Raw genomic sequence first — 14,744 nt, 5'->3', positions numbered from 1 at the left:
ACAACCTTTAGGGTGGTTTTAGCAGAGGGGCTCACCTGTTCCCATTCCGAACACAGAAGTTAAGCCCTCTAGCGCCGATGGTACTGCTAACGCGGGAGAGTAGGTCGCCGCCAGTTTTTTTTTAAATCCTTCATTCGTAAGAGTGAAGGATTTTTTTTGTTTTGGAGAGAAGAAAGAGCCAGAACCATGAACCTAGACTTCAGATATGAGAGGTTAGATGTTAGAAGTTAGAAGTTAGAAGTTAGAAATTAGAAACTGCAGCTATAGGTCAAACTAACCAGTCACCAATCACCCATCACCAGTTACTTAATCACCACTAACAAAGACTTCCTATATCAGAGGTGAGATATTAGATGCTAGAACTTAGAAATTGGCGAGGATTACAAAAGAATAATGCAGGGTTTAGTGCCTGAAACTTATGGCAGATAGCTGACCGCTGAATGCGCAAACTAATCACCAGTCACCGATCACCAATAACAAAGACTTCAGATGTCAGATATTAGAGGTGAAATATCAGGGCTTAGTGCTTAGAAGTTAGAAGCTGCAGCTATCGCTGACTGGTTTCCCAACCGCCTGGCAGCTGTGCAAACAGCTAAAACCTAATAGCTTGAAGCCAAAAGCTACTCACTGATCGCTAACCGCTGAATGCTCAACCAATCACCATTTACCAGTCACTAATCACCAGTCACCAGTCACCACTAACAAAGACTTCAGATGTCAGATGCTAGAGCTTAGAAGTTAAAAAGCTGCAGCGATCGCTGACAGGCTTTTCAATCATTTATCAGGTGGGCTTACAGCGTAAATCTTATAGTTTAAAGCCAGAAGCTAACCACTGACCGCTAACCGTTGAGCGCTCAACCAATCACCAGTTACCCGTCACTAGAAAGCAAGAGCCACGAGCCAAGAGCTAGGGCTTCAGACGATTCACCTGATTTTTAATCGATTAGCATATGGATTAAAAGTCCAGATCCTAATCCACAGTTCAAAATACATAATCCGTAATTCAAAAATTGTAATTACATCGTTCTCTGTGAATTCATAGCTTTTTTTTAAATAGCAACCAACAAAAAATCCGCCCAGAAAAATCTGAACGGATTGTTTATGCAATGTGGGTTAAAGCGCGAAGCTTACATCATTCCCGGCATTCCCCCGCCGCCCATTGGCATCGCTGGTTCTGCACTCTTCACCTCAGTAATTACACACTCGGTAGTCAGGAGCATTCCGGATACGGAAGCTGCATTTTCAAGGGCTACACGTACTACCTTAGTAGGGTCAATGATTCCTGCCTCGAACATATTTACATATTCATCATTCTTAGCATTGAAACCGAAATCATTAGATCCTTCGGAAACTTTTGCCACAACCACAGAACCTTCGCCTCCAGCGTTAGCTACTATCTGTCTCAATGGTTCTTCAATGGCTCTTTTTACGATCTTGATACCTGTAGATTCGTCCTGGTTCGCACCTTCGAAATCCAGTACAGAAATACTTCTTACCAAAGCAACTCCACCTCCTGGAACAATACCTTCTTCAACAGCTGCTCTTGTCGCATGTAAAGCATCATCCACACGGTCTTTTTTCTCTTTCATTTCCACTTCAGAAGCTGCGCCTACATAAAGTACAGCTACGCCACCTGCCAGTTTGGCAAGTCTTTCCTGAAGTTTCTCGCGGTCGTAATCAGAAGTTGTAGACTCCATCTGTGCCTTAATCTGGTTCACACGTCCTTTAATCTGACTTTCTTCACCTGCACCGTTTACGATGATGGTGTTATCTTTATCAATAGTTACCTTTTCTGCTGTACCAAGCATTTCCAGAGTAGCGTTCTCCATAGTGAAACCTCTCTCCTCAGAAATTACCTGTCCACCGGTAAGGATGGCAATATCTTCAAGCATTGCTTTTCTTCTGTCTCCGAATCCTGGAGCTTTAACTGCAGCAATTTTAAGTGAACCTCTAAGTTTGTTTACTACTAAGGTAGCAAGTGCTTCACCGTCTACCTCCTCAGAGATGATAAGAAGTGACTTACCAGCTTGCGCTACCGGCTCAAGAACCGGAAGAAGTTCCTTCATGGATGAGATTTTTTTCTCAACCAACAGGATATACGGATTTTCCAGTTCAGTGATCATTTTTTCCGGATTAGTCACGAAATAGGGAGACTGATATCCTCTGTCAAACTGCATACCTTCCACAACATCAACTGTTGTATCTGTACCTTTAGCTTCCTCCACAGTGATAACGCCTTCTTTACCTACTTTTCCGAATGCTTCAGCAATCAGAGTACCGATAGTATCATCATTATTAGCAGAGATTGACGCAATCTGTCTGATTTTCTCTGAAGAATCACCTACTTCCTGAGACTGTGATTTAAGGTTTTCAACAACTGCCAGTACAGCTTTGTCAATACCTCTTTTCAGATCCATTGGATTTGCACCTGCGGCTACATTCTTCAGACCTTCGCGTACGATGGCTTGAGCCAATACAGTTGCAGTTGTAGTACCGTCACCGGCAATATCGTTGGTTTTTGAAGCTACTTCTTTTACCATTTGGGCACCCATGTTTTCTACACGGTCCTCAAGTTCAATTTCCTTTGCCACGGAAACACCATCTTTTGTAACATGTGGTGCGCCGAATGATTTTTCTATAACTACATTACGTCCTTTTGGACCTAAAGTCACTTTTACTGCGTTTGCCAAAGCATCCACCCCTCTTTTCAGGGCGTCTCTGGATTCGATATCAAATTTTATTTCTTTTGCCATTGTTTAGATTTTAGATTTTTAGATGTGAGATATTAGAAGCTCACTGTGTAAAGTATTCGATAGAAAAGTCTTTGCTCTCCAGTCTTTTATTCTCCTGTCTATCCCAGAATTCCCAATAGGTCAGATTCCTTTACGATAAGGTAATCTTTCCCATCCAGTTTAAGTTCAGAACCGGAATACTTTCCGTAAAGTACCTTGTCTCCAGACTTTACAGTCATTGGTTCGTCTTTTTTACCGTTTCCAACAGCGACTACTGTTCCTTCCTGTGGTTTTTCTTTGGCCGTATCAGGGATGATGATTCCTGAAGCAGTTGTTGTTTCCGCAGCGTTTGGTTCAATGAGAACGCGGTCCGCTAATGGTTTGAAATTTACTGACATATTATTTGATTTTAGTTAAGATTTACTTGCCTTCTCTTTCTCCAAAACTTTGCCAAGGTCTGTATATGTCCACTTGGTCGGATTCTTCGTATTTTTTGGCACAATTTGAATGGGCACTGCTGAAATTTTGGCAGAAAAACGTGGCCGTACTGATGTATTATTATTATTCTAAATGTACAATGTAAACCTATTATTTATATATTTGTTACACTAACTATTAAATATGAAACAAAAATTATTCGTGGCAGCTTTAAGCTGCTTTTCTGTTATCAGTTTCGCTCAGGCCGTTGCTGAACCTGATTTTGTGGGTGAGGTTGTAATGCTGAAACCAGATAATTCCTCACTACTACTGGAAAAATCCACCTCACGTATCCGCACTTCCGCAAACGCAGGTGTATATATGGTCGGTATTGGAAGTGTTAGATCTAAGATTGAGTTGGAAGGATGCTGCGCTAAGACCAGGATAAAATCGCGGGACGATGTCAAATTTATTGTAAAGGCTGTAGATAATAATACAGATCCCATGGCAATTGTAAAGGTTTTCGCATTTGAAAAAAATAAAAAGATCAGACGCGCAGAGCTCGCCTCAATGCATACTTTCGCAGGTGCGAAGTCTAACACCCTGAAGTATTTGCCATTCACAGCCAAAAAATATGGCGAAAGCTCCTACCTTATTACGCTGTCTGAAAAGCCGGTTGGCGAGTATGGAGTGACAGTAAGCAATCCAAATAACGTAGACGAAAAGAGCACAATCGTTTCTACTTTTGCAGTGGATTAGGGTTAAGAATATACCGAGTTCAATAAGACGGGGCATGTTGCTTCGTCTTATTTCGTTTTTAGGGTAGAAATATCTTATGGTTAATATAGATTCAATAACCCTACAATCCACACTTTTTTTTAGGGAAGTTTTAATCTGCAGAAATCTTGATTTCCGTCTATTTCTGAACGTCAGAAGAAAAAAAATTAATAAAAACGATAGTTGATGAATAAAATTAACAAAAAATGTGTAAAAAAGGAAAATAGGGTGATTTTCCTTTAGTGGAATTGTGCATTGGGAATAATTTTACCAGGTCAAAGTATTACAGTGCGCAGGATTGTATGCTTTAGGACAACGCGAAACCCGATACGCTTAAAAGTAGGGAAATCATAAAAACATTGATCATGCCTAACGAATTAAATGAAAAACAATTGATGCTCGCAAGAAGTGAATCACATCTTTACCTTGCCAACATCAGTTCGAAAACTGCACTGAAATTAAACACACCCCTGGCGTTCTTCGAAAAGACTTTCAATACCTCTTTTGAAGAACTTGGATGTGTAGGATATAATCCGGACAGTGAGGAGCTGACCGCAATTGTAAAAATAAAGAGACCCACGGGATATTCCGGCAACCTCTGTTCTGCCGGCTCTCATATTTATGTGAGATTTTATGTGAATTATGGAGGAGGATGGGTAGATGAAGGATATGTGGGTGCTAATGTTCATGATATTCCGGACTCAAAAGACTGTGACCAGCTGCTGGAAAAACCTATGGAATTCGCTCTGCGGCTTAAGATAGACCCAAAGCAGAAAGTATGTTCCCAGCCTGTTCTGCCAAGAGTTAAAGCGGTTTTACTGTGGAATACCATTCCGCCTGCTAACGATCCAAATTTAACCCAGCCGGGCTATGTTTGGGGCAATGTGAAGGAAGAGCAGATTCAGGTTAAACCTGTTAAAATCAATATTCCTTTTATAAATATAGGATCACTGATCGAAAAAGCAGTGTTAAATCCGACAGTTTCGCTTAAAAACCTTACAATAAACAATCCTGCGGCGGAGAAAAGTTTAGGTGATGCGCAGAAGGAATATGCTGCGGATAAGGTAGATTTCTCCCAGTTGGTAAGTGATTACAAAAAGGCTAATTTTAATGTAGAGCCACATCGTGCCGGAGCCAAATTGCTGGTAGAAGCCATGACAAGCAATGATCCGGTAATAAAAAGTAATATTGTTTCACTTTTTAAAGCTAATCAGCTTGATTTTACGAAAAGCTTGCAGGACCTTATTAAATCTACCGGAAATACAACATACGAGGAAATAGGTTGTGTGGGTCTCGATTATCATAAGGAAGCATTTGTGGCCACTTTCAAGGCGAAGAAAAATTTCGGCTACAATGGTGGGCTCTGTACTGCCGGCTCTAAGGAATATGTAACTTTCTGGATTAAAGATGCATCCACAAACTGTCAGTGGGTTAGGGTAGGCACCCAGGTAGTTGTGCTTCACGATATACCCGGTCATTCAGGTCTTTCTTACTCTGCCATCCTGCCTTACGACCTCACAAAACTAAAAACAAAATGTGATGCCCCCAGGGTGATCAAGGTCCGGGCAGTACTTTCCTGGAATGTGGCGCCAACAGGACTGGACACTCCGTACTGGGGCAATTATAAAGAAGCCTACGTTCAGATTCCGCCGCTGCCTAAAGGCTGGAATGGGAAATCTCCGAAAATGATTCTTTTAGGAGGAATTTCAGTAGATAATATTGATGACACTACAGGATTGACATTGCCTACAGCTAAATTTGAAATAAACCAAAACCCTGTAACCAACGGCAGCCGTTTTATGGGCAAAATCAGTATTCACGGAATCTCGTCTCCGTTTGCAGGTATGAGATACCGTATTAAAGTGATTAATCTGGAAACAGGAGCCATGAATTATGTTAATGATCCGCTGCATCTTGTGGGCTACGACTCCTCCGGAAATATTGTTCATACAACGGTGGTACCTAATGCTTCCAACTACTATGTTTACCAGCCTTATCAGCTGAATATTACCAGTCAGCTGGCACTTTTCAGCCCGGGCACAAATGCCAGACTGAATATTGTAATTGAGCATGAAGACGGAAGTTCAGATTCCCACCGGATCCAAATGGATAACACCTATCCTGTACCGGTGATGAAGATTAATGATGAAGGAGAGTGCGTTCATTTTAAAAAAGGTGATGTAATTCTCGGAAAGTTCAGTGCAACTGATAACTTCATCCATAAATTCACACTTTCTGTTGCCGGAGGTAGATTTACTGATATGGATTTTGAAGGTGTAAATCAGGTTATTGCTCCGGGAGAAGTAAATTCATTTACAAGAACTGTGAATGTTGTGAACGGAGAATTTAAGGTTACTACAGCAACAGATAAGAACTGTGGAAATATTGTTCTCGTTATTGAGCAGAAAAACGTGGTAGACAGTGCCTATATGGCCAGCCCTACTTATACCAATCAGGCGTTCTGTCTGAAGGATTGATATTGATTTTTACTAAAATGAAACAGGAGCTGCAATGCAACTCCTGTTTTTTATTTTCCTGCAGCCTGCATAGGATTTATCTTCTCCTGTGCTGCACCGCGGACTGCGGCTCCGGTTTTCTGTTTAAAGACTTCAAAACTCGTGGCAGGTGCCGGTATCTGACCCCAGAAATTATTACTGATGTCTATGTCGGCAGTTTCCCGAAGGGGATCAAGATGTATCGACTTTAGTTTTTTGTCGAAGAAATAGGTTTTTGAAACTTTGTTTTCGTCTTTTCTCCAAATTTGAGCCGATGATTTATCACTCAGTTTTGTGCCGTCTTCGAAGGTGAATTCCAAAATTATAGGCATTACCATTCCGCCTTTATTAACGAAGTCTATTTGGTAGGCGAATATATTCTGCAAATCACGCTTCTCTTTGGCAGGCACCTTTTCCATTGTTTCGCGTTCCAGGGTATATTCGCGCTTCGTATCCACTTTCTCCTGGCCACGGGCATAACGCCAGTAGAAATCCTGGCTTTCCTTGTTCTTATCGGTATAAAATGTGATGCTTTTGTCGTTACGGTTCCGGATTTTAGAAATATCCTCGAATGCATTGACATGCGGATTGTCTACATTATAAACCTCACGTACAGGTTCAGGAGTAGAGTCCAGATCAGGAGTAGCTACGGTTACTTTATCTATGGCAATATCGACTGGATCTGTACCGTAAAACCAACCTCTCCAGAACCAGTCCAGGTTTTCGGCACTTGCGTCGTTCATTGAGCGGAAAAAATCCGCAGGTTCAGGATGTCTGAAGGCCCATCTTTTTGAATAAGTTTTGAACGCCTTGTCAAAAATTTCGCGGCCCATAATGGTCTCACGCAGGATGTTCAGACCCGTAGCAGGTTTGGCATACGCATTAGGACCGAAATGAATTATGTTTTCTGAATTCACCATTATAGGCTCCAACTGGTCTTTCGGAAGTTTCATATAATCCACTATGGTGTGCGCAGGTCCGCGGCGGGAAGGGAATTTATTATCCCATTTTTCCTCTGTAAGATACTCCACAAAAGTATTCAGACCTTCATCCATCCAGGACCACTGCCTTTCGTCCGAGTTTACAATCATTGGGAAAAAGTTATGGCCCACCTCATGAATAATCACACCGATCATACCGTTCTTTATACCTTCGGAATACGTACCGTCTTTTTCAGTACGGCCATAATTAAAGCAAATCATAGGATACTCCATACCGTTCGCGGCTTCTACAGACTGCGCAACCGGATAGGGGTAGGGAATAGTAAATTCACTGTATGTAAGAATGGTGTGGGCCACTGCCCGTGTGGAGAACTTTCGGTACAGATTGTAAGCTTCCTTTGGATAAAGACTCATGGCCATCACCTGATTATTATTTTCAGGAATTGTGACCTTCATCCCGTCCCAAATGAATTTCCGGGAAGATGTCCACGCAAAATCGCGCACATTTTCAGCTTCAAAAATCCAGGTTTTTCTTTGTTTTGATTTGGATTTCTCAGCTTTTTTCGCCTCTTCCAAAGTAACGATTTCAATCGGTTCCGAAGCTGTTTGGGCTTGTTTCCAACGGGCCAGCTGAGCAGATGTAAGAACCTTGTCGAAATTTTTTCCTTCGCCTGTAGATGCTACAATGTGATCCGCCGGTACATTCATGGATACTTTATAGTTACCGAAGGGCAGCGCAAACTCACCTCTCCCTGTAAACTGATTGTGTTGCCAGCCTTTAAAGTCACTGTAAACGCACATCCGGGGAAACCATTGCGTAATGGTGTAAAGATCATTTCCGTCTTCCGGGAAATGCTCAAAACCTCCACGTCCACCCATCGAAATACGGTTGGGTATGTTGTAATTCCATTCTATTTTGAAAATATATTTTTCGCCGCTTTTTAAAGCCCTGGGCAAATCAATCCTCATCATGGTTTTGTTCACCATGTACTGCAGTGCATTTCCCGCGGCATCTGTAACCTTTTCCAGGTTAATACCGTAACCGTTATCTTTTGCGGGGAGGTCTGTAACCTTAAGCCGGTCTGTCGTAATCTGGCGTGGCAGCGTAGACTCCATATCGTAGCCTGCGTTTTTTACTGAGGACTGCTGGTTCTCATCCAACTGTAACCAAAGATACTCCAGATCATCCGGCGAATTGTTATAATAAGTAACCGTTTCCGATCCACGGAGATTTCTTTTGTCTTCATCAAGATAGGCAGTAATTTCATAATCTGCACGGTTTTGCCAATATTTGTGGCCCGGTGCACCGGAAGCGCTCCTGTATACATTGGGCGTGGGAAGTATAGTTCCCAGTTGTTCAAATTTATTTCCATGGTTGCTGCCAGGATTATTCTGGATATTCTGACCAAAAAGGCCAAGTGGAAGCAAAATGCTGAACAGTAAATACGCGAGTTTCATAAGTGTGCTTTAATGAAGTAGTGTTTAAAATTAGCAAAATGTTACCATTAATACATCAGCAATGTACATTTAGCTGGATATTTAGGTTAAAATGGCAGTCGCTCCAATGTCATTTGCAGAGCGAGGGCAAAAACGCCGGCCGAAATGAACAGGACCCAGTCTTTTCGGTTGGCCTTAAAAACTCCCAGAACTGTCCACTGAAGAACGAGAATAAATGCTACAACCAATATTTGACCCAGCTCCAATCCGATGTTGAATCCCAGCAACGGTAAAAGCAGATCCTGCTCCTGTGCCATGGTCATTCTGGCTGTATTTGCAAAGCCCATTCCGTGAATCAGCCCGAAAAACATCGCCAGATAGTGGTTCATCTTCATAAGGTTCTGTTGCCTGTTCTTCATCAAAATATTATCTGCAGCGGTGATAAAAATGGTGAGTGGAATAAGGAACTCCACCCAGCTACCAGGTACGCGTACTATCTCCAATACGCTCAATGCTAAAGTGACGGAGTGGCCTATTGTAAAGGCGGTAATAAGCCAAAGAATCTTCTTCCAGTCCTTCATGCTGAAAACCACAACAAGTACAAGAACAAAGAGCTGGTGATCCAGCGCATCCAGTGATATAATATGTTCCCATCCCAAATTTAAATAAAATAGAAAATCCTGCATTGGCCGTAGTTTTTATAGCTGGCGATAATACAAAATTTATTTCTATTTTTGGCAAATGCGCAAACTGCTGATCCTTTTCTCTGTCCTCCTGTTTTCGGCTCTTACCGCAGGCACAGTTCATCCATATCATGTAGGTTCCGTTGAGTTCAGATATAATTCGGAATTTAAAACCTTTCAGATCAGTGCTAAGTTTTTCCTCGATGACCTGGAGAATGCGCTGAAGGAAAAGTATGGTAAGGCAGTGCATTTTAATGATGAAAAGTTCAAGGCACAAATCAATTCCTTACTTGTGGACTATTTGTCGGACTATTTGAAGCTGAAAGCAGATCACAAAGTCTTAACCCTGACCTATCTTGGTTACGAAGAAGACAGCGAATCGGTGAACATTTATCTGGAATCTGAGAAAATCAATACACCAAAAAAAGTAGAAGCGGCTGTCAGTGCGCTATATAACCTCTTTGATGATCAGATCAACATCATTCATATTGTGGTAGAGGGAAAAAGGCACAGCCATAAGCTCAGCTATCCGGACCGCTACCTCTTTAAGGAATTCTAAACTGATTATTAAAGTCTACGGCGTGAGCCATAAGGTCCGGGAAGAAATTCTTGAAATGAAATTGGAGCTGGTCCTTGTTATTCAGGAAAACTTCAAAAACAGCCAGATTTTTATCCAGATATTTTGCCTTATGCAGAACATTTCGAAAAGAGAAATGAATGCCCTGATCTTCGCGGTAGTGATACAGCCAATTATCCCTTTCCATGCCCTCCAGCATCCTGTGAAAAGTAGGCGGAAACAAATTCATATTGTTACGCAGTACTTTATATACCCTTTCGGAATGATGCATTAATGCTATGTCCTGCAGTGAGTTGGCCAGGAAATAATCGAATGCGACATCAACAAAAGCACCGGAATAGAGCCGAACTAGCGGGCTGAAAACCTTCTTGGCCTCGTGAATCTCAGGATGCACATCCGTAAAAGTATCAATCTCGCGGTGCAGCAATATACCTTCCACAATTCCGGGCGGAAAAGAAAACCGGTCTTTATTGCGGATGAAATCCTGCAGGAACTGACCCACGATCTGCTCATCAGTAAAGGAAATGTAGGAATGTGCCAGAAAGTTCATCAGCGAATATAAAAAAATTGCCGGAACAATAGGCCTTCGGGAGGAAGGCCAGTGCGCCAAGTCAAAATTCTTTACCTAAAATCCTGTTTTGCTCTATAACTTTTATTTCAATATAAATTTAGCGGAACCCTTTGTTTCGCCATTTTTCCGGGCCACAACAAGTATATACTCTCCAGGAGTCAGGTGACGGATGCTGATGGTCTTTTCATTTCCGGTATACACCTTTTGTCCTGCCATATTGAAGATATGGAAGTCAAGGTCTTCATTATCTTTTAAGACGATATTAATCTCATCGGAAGCTGGATTAGGATAAATGCTGAATTCGTTTTTCGAAGCTACAGTTACGTCATCAGTACTCATTATTGCCGTAGGCATAAATCCTGAAACCACACAGGCGAAACGCGCGAAGCCGAAAGCTTCATCTGACGGATTAGGATTGCCAATCGGTACGCCGGTAGGTTCAGAGTTGTAATTGACTGCAGGATTCGCCCAACGGTTAGCTTTCGGACAGTTAATACCCGCTGCAGCGCACTCGTCATTGTAAGCCATCATGGTGCGCCATCTCTGGGACGAGGCGCTGCTTGTGCCCAAGATTACAGCGGTCTGATTTACATACCCATGCAAATTACTGCAGGGATTGGTGCTTTGGTTCACATACCAGTCATGGTTCAGACCCATATTGTGTCCCATCTCATGAGATAAGGTATAATTGGATACCGCGCAGTTACGTAACGAGACAGAGAACGCGGAAGTGTTTGAGTAGTTGGATGGGTTGGTGTTCAGATAGCCCAATCCACAAGTGTTGTTAGGAGTAGCAGTAATCAGTGCGCAAAGATCTGCGCCGTAGGTGTTTCGAAGGGTGTGCACATCATCCATAAAACCATCTGCAGTGGCACGTAACCTGCTCAGGTCGGTATTGATGTTCCCACTTTCATCGTAAACAATCTCTCCGGCATATACGAGGTTAATTGTAGTGTTGGGAATGCCGGAGTTAATAAGTGAGGTATTGAAATTGGTAATGGCAGTGGCAATCTGTGAGTTGCTTTGCGCTACGCTGCCCCAACCCATTCTGGCAGCGGCAGTATATACAACCATTACATCAATTGTAGTAGCTCCGCAAATGGCGGTCTGGGCAAGGCAGATATTAGGATTGACCTTATGGGTAATGGAATCCGGAATAATGAAATCCATCCTGGAGTCCCTGCTGTTGATATACGCTTCGTTGACCAAAGAAACAGCGATAATCGTATCATCCGTTTGGTGAAACATTATTTTTTCACCATCAGATGATGCATACATGCCGGAGAGCATATTTCCAAAGCGCGAAAATACGAGTTCGGAATCGGGCTCATTTTCAATATTATAAGTGTATGAGGTGCTATTGTTTGTGTATTTGAAGGTTCGTGACAGGTTTGCACGAATTTTTTTACCGTTGAACAATGTAATGCTTAAATCTGCTGTAAGGTCAAAGGACGGCTGCTCATAATATGTGGTCGATACATAAGAAGACGCAAGGTCTTCATGGAGTTTCTGATAAGGCGGCAGACTGCCCGGACTCACAGGATTCTGAAAAATTGAGGTTTGTGCGAACAGTAAAGCAGTACAAAAAGACAATAAAAGGGATAAAATTCTTTCCATGCAGGAGTGGTTTGGACAGTTAGTTTTATTCAAATATAACTATAAATACCTCATGCATATGCAAGCAGTAAAATTTAAAATAACCTTTCGTGAAACTCCTCCACCTTACTTACCTCCTCAACAATAATTCCGGATTTTCTTTTGGGCAGTTTATTCAGTTTTGATACAAATATTTTCTCGTAACCCAGTTTTTCTGCCTCAGAAATCCGTTGCTCGATCTGTGCAACCGGACGGATTTCGCCACTCAGACCAATTTCTCCGGCGAAGCAGAAATGCTCTGAAATCGCAGTATCCTCATTGCTTGAAAGTATGGATGCCACCACGGCCAGATCCAGGGCAGGATCATCTGTTTTTATACCACCGGTAATGTTCAGAAAAACATCTTTCGCTCCCAACTGAAATCCTGCACGCTTCTCCAGTACGGCCAACAGCATGTTCAGGCGTTTGCTGTCATAACCGGTACAGCTTCTCTGCGGGGTTCCGTATACGGCGGAGCTTACCAAAGCCTGGATTTCGATGAGCATTGGCCGGTTGCCTTCCAGTGTAACAGCCACTGAATTGCCGGAAAGTTCTTCAAATTTTTTGGTGATCAGGATTTCCGAAGGATTTTTGATTTCCTTAAGACCCTGCGCAACCATTTCGTAGATGCCAATTTCTGCGGTAGAACCGAATCGGTTTTTGTTCGCGCGAAGAAGTCGGAAAAGATGGTTTCGGTCACCATCGAAATTCAGTACCACATCAACCATGTGTTCCAGCACTTTTGGGCCGGCAATCTGTCCGTCCTTAGTTATATGGCCTACGAGAAAAACGGGAGTGTTGCTGTCCTTTGCAAATTTTATAATCTCATTGGAGCATTCGCGGATTTGGGAAACAGTTCCGGGTGAACTTTCAATCAGCTGGCTCTGCAGCGTCTGTATGGAGTCAATGATCATGAAATCAGGCTGGAGCTTTTTGGCTTCATGCAGGATCTTCTCCACAGAAGTTTCTGTAAAAAGGTAACAGTGAGGGTTCTGAAGTTCCGTAAGCCTGTCAGCACGCATTTTAATCTGTGAAGCACTTTCCTCACCTGACACATAAAGAATCTTTTTCTTCATTTTGAGAGCCAGTTGTAGAAGAAGGGTAGACTTTCCAATGCCGGGTTCCCCGCCGATAAGGGTTACCGAGCCTAAAACAATACCGCCGCCCAGTACACGGTTCAGCTCCCCGGAAGGGGTGGTTATTCTCGGTTCTTCGCTGGTTTCAACTTCAATGATGTTGATGATATGTTGTTTGGACTTGCTCCCCAGGGTTTTTACAGGAGATTTCTCTACAATTTCCTCTACCAGGGTATTCCATTCGCCGCAGTTCTTACACTGTCCCAGCCATTGAGGATACTGCGACCCGCAGTTCTGACAGAAATATGCAGTTTTAAGTTTTGCCATGCTGCGAATTTCATGAAAAAAAATGAAACAGTATCCCGCACCTTATGATTTCAGTAATTTTCAGGAAAAAATGATCCCATTTTAACTGTACACGTCCAATTCAGTTTGTCCTTTCCGTGAACTGTGAGCGTATAGTTTCACTTTTTAAGAATCCAACTTTATCCAACTGGTAAAGATAGCCCAGTACAAAAAGGAAAGCTGCAGGGACCAAAAGTGAAAGCCAGTTCACACTGACATATTCAGCGATAATAAATGCGGCACTTACCGTGCACCAGCCACCCAGGTAAAGAAAATTTGTGGTTTGCTTGTATCTTAAATATGATCTGTCATGCTGGGAAGGAAATATCAGGAATGTGACATGTGCCAGAATACTTCCCGCAAAAACATCAATAAGGTGATGCTGATAGGTCGTAAGTGTTGACAAAGCGACCATTGCAAGCCAGATCGCGATAAGCGGACGCCATCGTGAATTAATTTCCCGGAAAACCGTCCAGAATGCAAACGCAAATGCAACATGAAGTGATGGTGACTGGTTATACGGGTCATCAACACCTTCCAGCATATAAAATAGGCCGCGGAACACCGCATTCTCTATTTCAGGTCTGGGAATAGCGTATTTTAATGGTGCCACAACGAAGATTAATCCGGCAGCACCAGTCATGAAGAGGACCCGTTTCAGGAAGACCTGAAGTTGTTGAGCGTTCTTTAACAAAGAAAAAGTTCCCCAGAAAAATATGCCGCTGGATAAATAGGGAATAATGGTCCAAGGCAGAAAAGGAATATTTTCCTCAACAGAAAGTACGATGGAATTTACATCCTGAAGTCGGGATGCGTACCAAAGCGCGAAATTGTAAACCAGCACGAATGTCACTGAAAAAATGACAAGGGCACGGGTTCTTTTATCCATTTTACTCATACTTACTGCGGAAAACGGGAAATATTTAGACCAGTTTTAAATGATGTGACTATTGCCGGATATCAAAAATCCTGCCCTGAGGTTTTTCCTGTAGGCGGCATTACTGTATGTGCATGCTCCACGGCGTTTTCTCTGTCGTTTGTTGGATCCACTATATATA

The 14,744-nt window shown here is 42.5% G+C and carries 11 protein-coding genes and 1 rRNA gene; 4 read left to right on the top strand and 8 right to left on the bottom strand.

Annotated features, from left to right (window positions below; all coding sequences use genetic code 11):
- Positions 1–8 precede the first annotated feature (8 nt).
- Positions 9–116: ribosomal RNA gene (gene rrf, locus H1R16_RS05425) — 5S ribosomal RNA — on the top strand.
- A gap of 1,011 nt (positions 117–1,127) precedes the next feature.
- Here the strand turns inward: rrf and groL are convergent.
- Both groL and H1R16_RS05415 read right to left on the bottom strand, forming a co-directional pair.
- Positions 1,128–2,753, bottom strand: a complete 1,626-nt coding sequence (gene groL / locus H1R16_RS05420; protein ID WP_181887789.1) for a chaperonin GroEL — start codon at positions 2,751–2,753, stop codon at positions 1,128–1,130.
- Positions 2,754–2,851: 98 nt separating this feature from the next.
- The gene (locus H1R16_RS05415) at positions 2,852–3,130 is read right to left on the bottom strand and encodes a co-chaperone GroES (protein WP_181887788.1); all 279 of its coding nucleotides are present in this window, start codon (positions 3,128–3,130) and stop codon (positions 2,852–2,854) included.
- A 223-nt stretch (positions 3,131–3,353) separates the two neighbouring features.
- Here H1R16_RS05415 and H1R16_RS05410 point away from each other — a divergent pair, with 223 nt between their 5' ends.
- Both H1R16_RS05410 and H1R16_RS05405 read left to right on the top strand, forming a co-directional pair.
- Positions 3,354–3,908 carry a hypothetical protein gene (locus H1R16_RS05410; RefSeq protein ID WP_181887787.1) on the top strand — a complete coding sequence of 185 codons (555 nt, stop codon included), beginning with the start codon at positions 3,354–3,356 and terminating at the stop codon, positions 3,906–3,908.
- A 383-nt stretch (positions 3,909–4,291) separates the two neighbouring features.
- Positions 4,292–6,403, top strand: coding sequence for a hypothetical protein (locus H1R16_RS05405; RefSeq protein ID WP_181887786.1), 2,112 nt, complete (start codon positions 4,292–4,294; stop codon positions 6,401–6,403).
- A gap of 50 nt (positions 6,404–6,453) precedes the next feature.
- On the opposite strand, the gene H1R16_RS05400 is transcribed toward H1R16_RS05405, so the two are convergent.
- Together H1R16_RS05400 and H1R16_RS05395 are read right to left on the bottom strand one after the other, a co-directional pair.
- A complete protein-coding gene (locus H1R16_RS05400) occupies positions 6,454–8,820 on the bottom strand; it encodes a M1 family metallopeptidase (RefSeq protein WP_181887785.1) in 2,367 nt (788 codons plus the stop codon).
- Between the two features lie 86 nt (positions 8,821–8,906).
- A complete protein-coding gene (locus tag H1R16_RS05395; RefSeq protein WP_181887784.1) occupies positions 8,907–9,485 on the bottom strand; it encodes a HupE/UreJ family protein in 579 nt (192 codons plus the stop codon).
- 55 nt (positions 9,486–9,540) lie between these two features.
- Between H1R16_RS05395 and H1R16_RS05390 the strand changes: the two genes are divergently transcribed.
- Positions 9,541–10,041 carry a DUF6702 family protein gene (locus H1R16_RS05390; RefSeq protein WP_181887783.1) on the top strand — a complete coding sequence of 167 codons (501 nt, stop codon included), beginning with the start codon at positions 9,541–9,543 and terminating at the stop codon, positions 10,039–10,041.
- Here the strand turns inward: H1R16_RS05390 and H1R16_RS05385 are convergent.
- The 4 genes from H1R16_RS05385 to H1R16_RS05370 form a co-directional block, all read right to left on the bottom strand.
- On the bottom strand, positions 10,028–10,609 hold the full coding sequence (locus H1R16_RS05385; RefSeq protein ID WP_181887782.1) for an acyl carrier protein phosphodiesterase: 582 nt from the start codon (positions 10,607–10,609) through the stop codon (positions 10,028–10,030). The two genes, H1R16_RS05390 and H1R16_RS05385, sit on opposite strands and share 14 nt — an antisense overlap.
- A 102-nt stretch (positions 10,610–10,711) precedes the next feature.
- Positions 10,712–12,247: a zinc-dependent metalloprotease gene (locus H1R16_RS05380; protein ID WP_181887781.1), complete on the bottom strand. Its 1,536-nt coding sequence runs from the start codon at positions 12,245–12,247 to the stop codon at positions 10,712–10,714.
- Between the two features lie 74 nt (positions 12,248–12,321).
- On the bottom strand, positions 12,322–13,668 hold the full coding sequence (gene radA / locus H1R16_RS05375; RefSeq protein ID WP_181887780.1) for a DNA repair protein RadA: 1,347 nt from the start codon (positions 13,666–13,668) through the stop codon (positions 12,322–12,324).
- Between the two features lie 100 nt (positions 13,669–13,768).
- On the bottom strand, positions 13,769–14,575 hold the full coding sequence (locus H1R16_RS05370; RefSeq protein ID WP_181887779.1) for a phosphatase PAP2 family protein: 807 nt from the start codon (positions 14,573–14,575) through the stop codon (positions 13,769–13,771).
- Between the last annotated feature and the right edge of the window lie 169 nt (positions 14,576–14,744).

Source organism: Marnyiella aurantia, from assembly GCF_014041915.1.
Taxonomy (GTDB): domain Bacteria; phylum Bacteroidota; class Bacteroidia; order Flavobacteriales; family Weeksellaceae; genus Marnyiella; species Marnyiella aurantia.
This window is presented reverse-complemented; position numbering and strand designations above follow the sequence as displayed.

Coding starts and splice junctions, on each gene's coding strand:
- groL (WP_181887789.1), bottom strand. CDS start 2,753: ATGGCAAAAGAAATAAAATTTGATATCGAATCCAGAGACGCCCTGAAA.
- H1R16_RS05415 (WP_181887788.1), bottom strand. CDS start 3,130: ATGTCAGTAAATTTCAAACCATTAGCGGACCGCGTTCTCATTGAACCA.
- H1R16_RS05410 (WP_181887787.1), top strand. CDS start 3,354: ATGAAACAAAAATTATTCGTGGCAGCTTTAAGCTGCTTTTCTGTTATC.
- H1R16_RS05405 (WP_181887786.1), top strand. CDS start 4,292: ATGCCTAACGAATTAAATGAAAAACAATTGATGCTCGCAAGAAGTGAA.
- H1R16_RS05400 (WP_181887785.1), bottom strand. CDS start 8,820: ATGAAACTCGCGTATTTACTGTTCAGCATTTTGCTTCCACTTGGCCTT.
- H1R16_RS05395 (WP_181887784.1), bottom strand. CDS start 9,485: ATGCAGGATTTTCTATTTTATTTAAATTTGGGATGGGAACATATTATA.
- H1R16_RS05390 (WP_181887783.1), top strand. CDS start 9,541: ATGCGCAAACTGCTGATCCTTTTCTCTGTCCTCCTGTTTTCGGCTCTT.
- H1R16_RS05385 (WP_181887782.1), bottom strand. CDS start 10,609: ATGAACTTTCTGGCACATTCCTACATTTCCTTTACTGATGAGCAGATC.
- H1R16_RS05380 (WP_181887781.1), bottom strand. CDS start 12,247: ATGGAAAGAATTTTATCCCTTTTATTGTCTTTTTGTACTGCTTTACTG.
- radA (WP_181887780.1), bottom strand. CDS start 13,668: ATGGCAAAACTTAAAACTGCATATTTCTGTCAGAACTGCGGGTCGCAG.
- H1R16_RS05370 (WP_181887779.1), bottom strand. CDS start 14,575: ATGGATAAAAGAACCCGTGCCCTTGTCATTTTTTCAGTGACATTCGTG.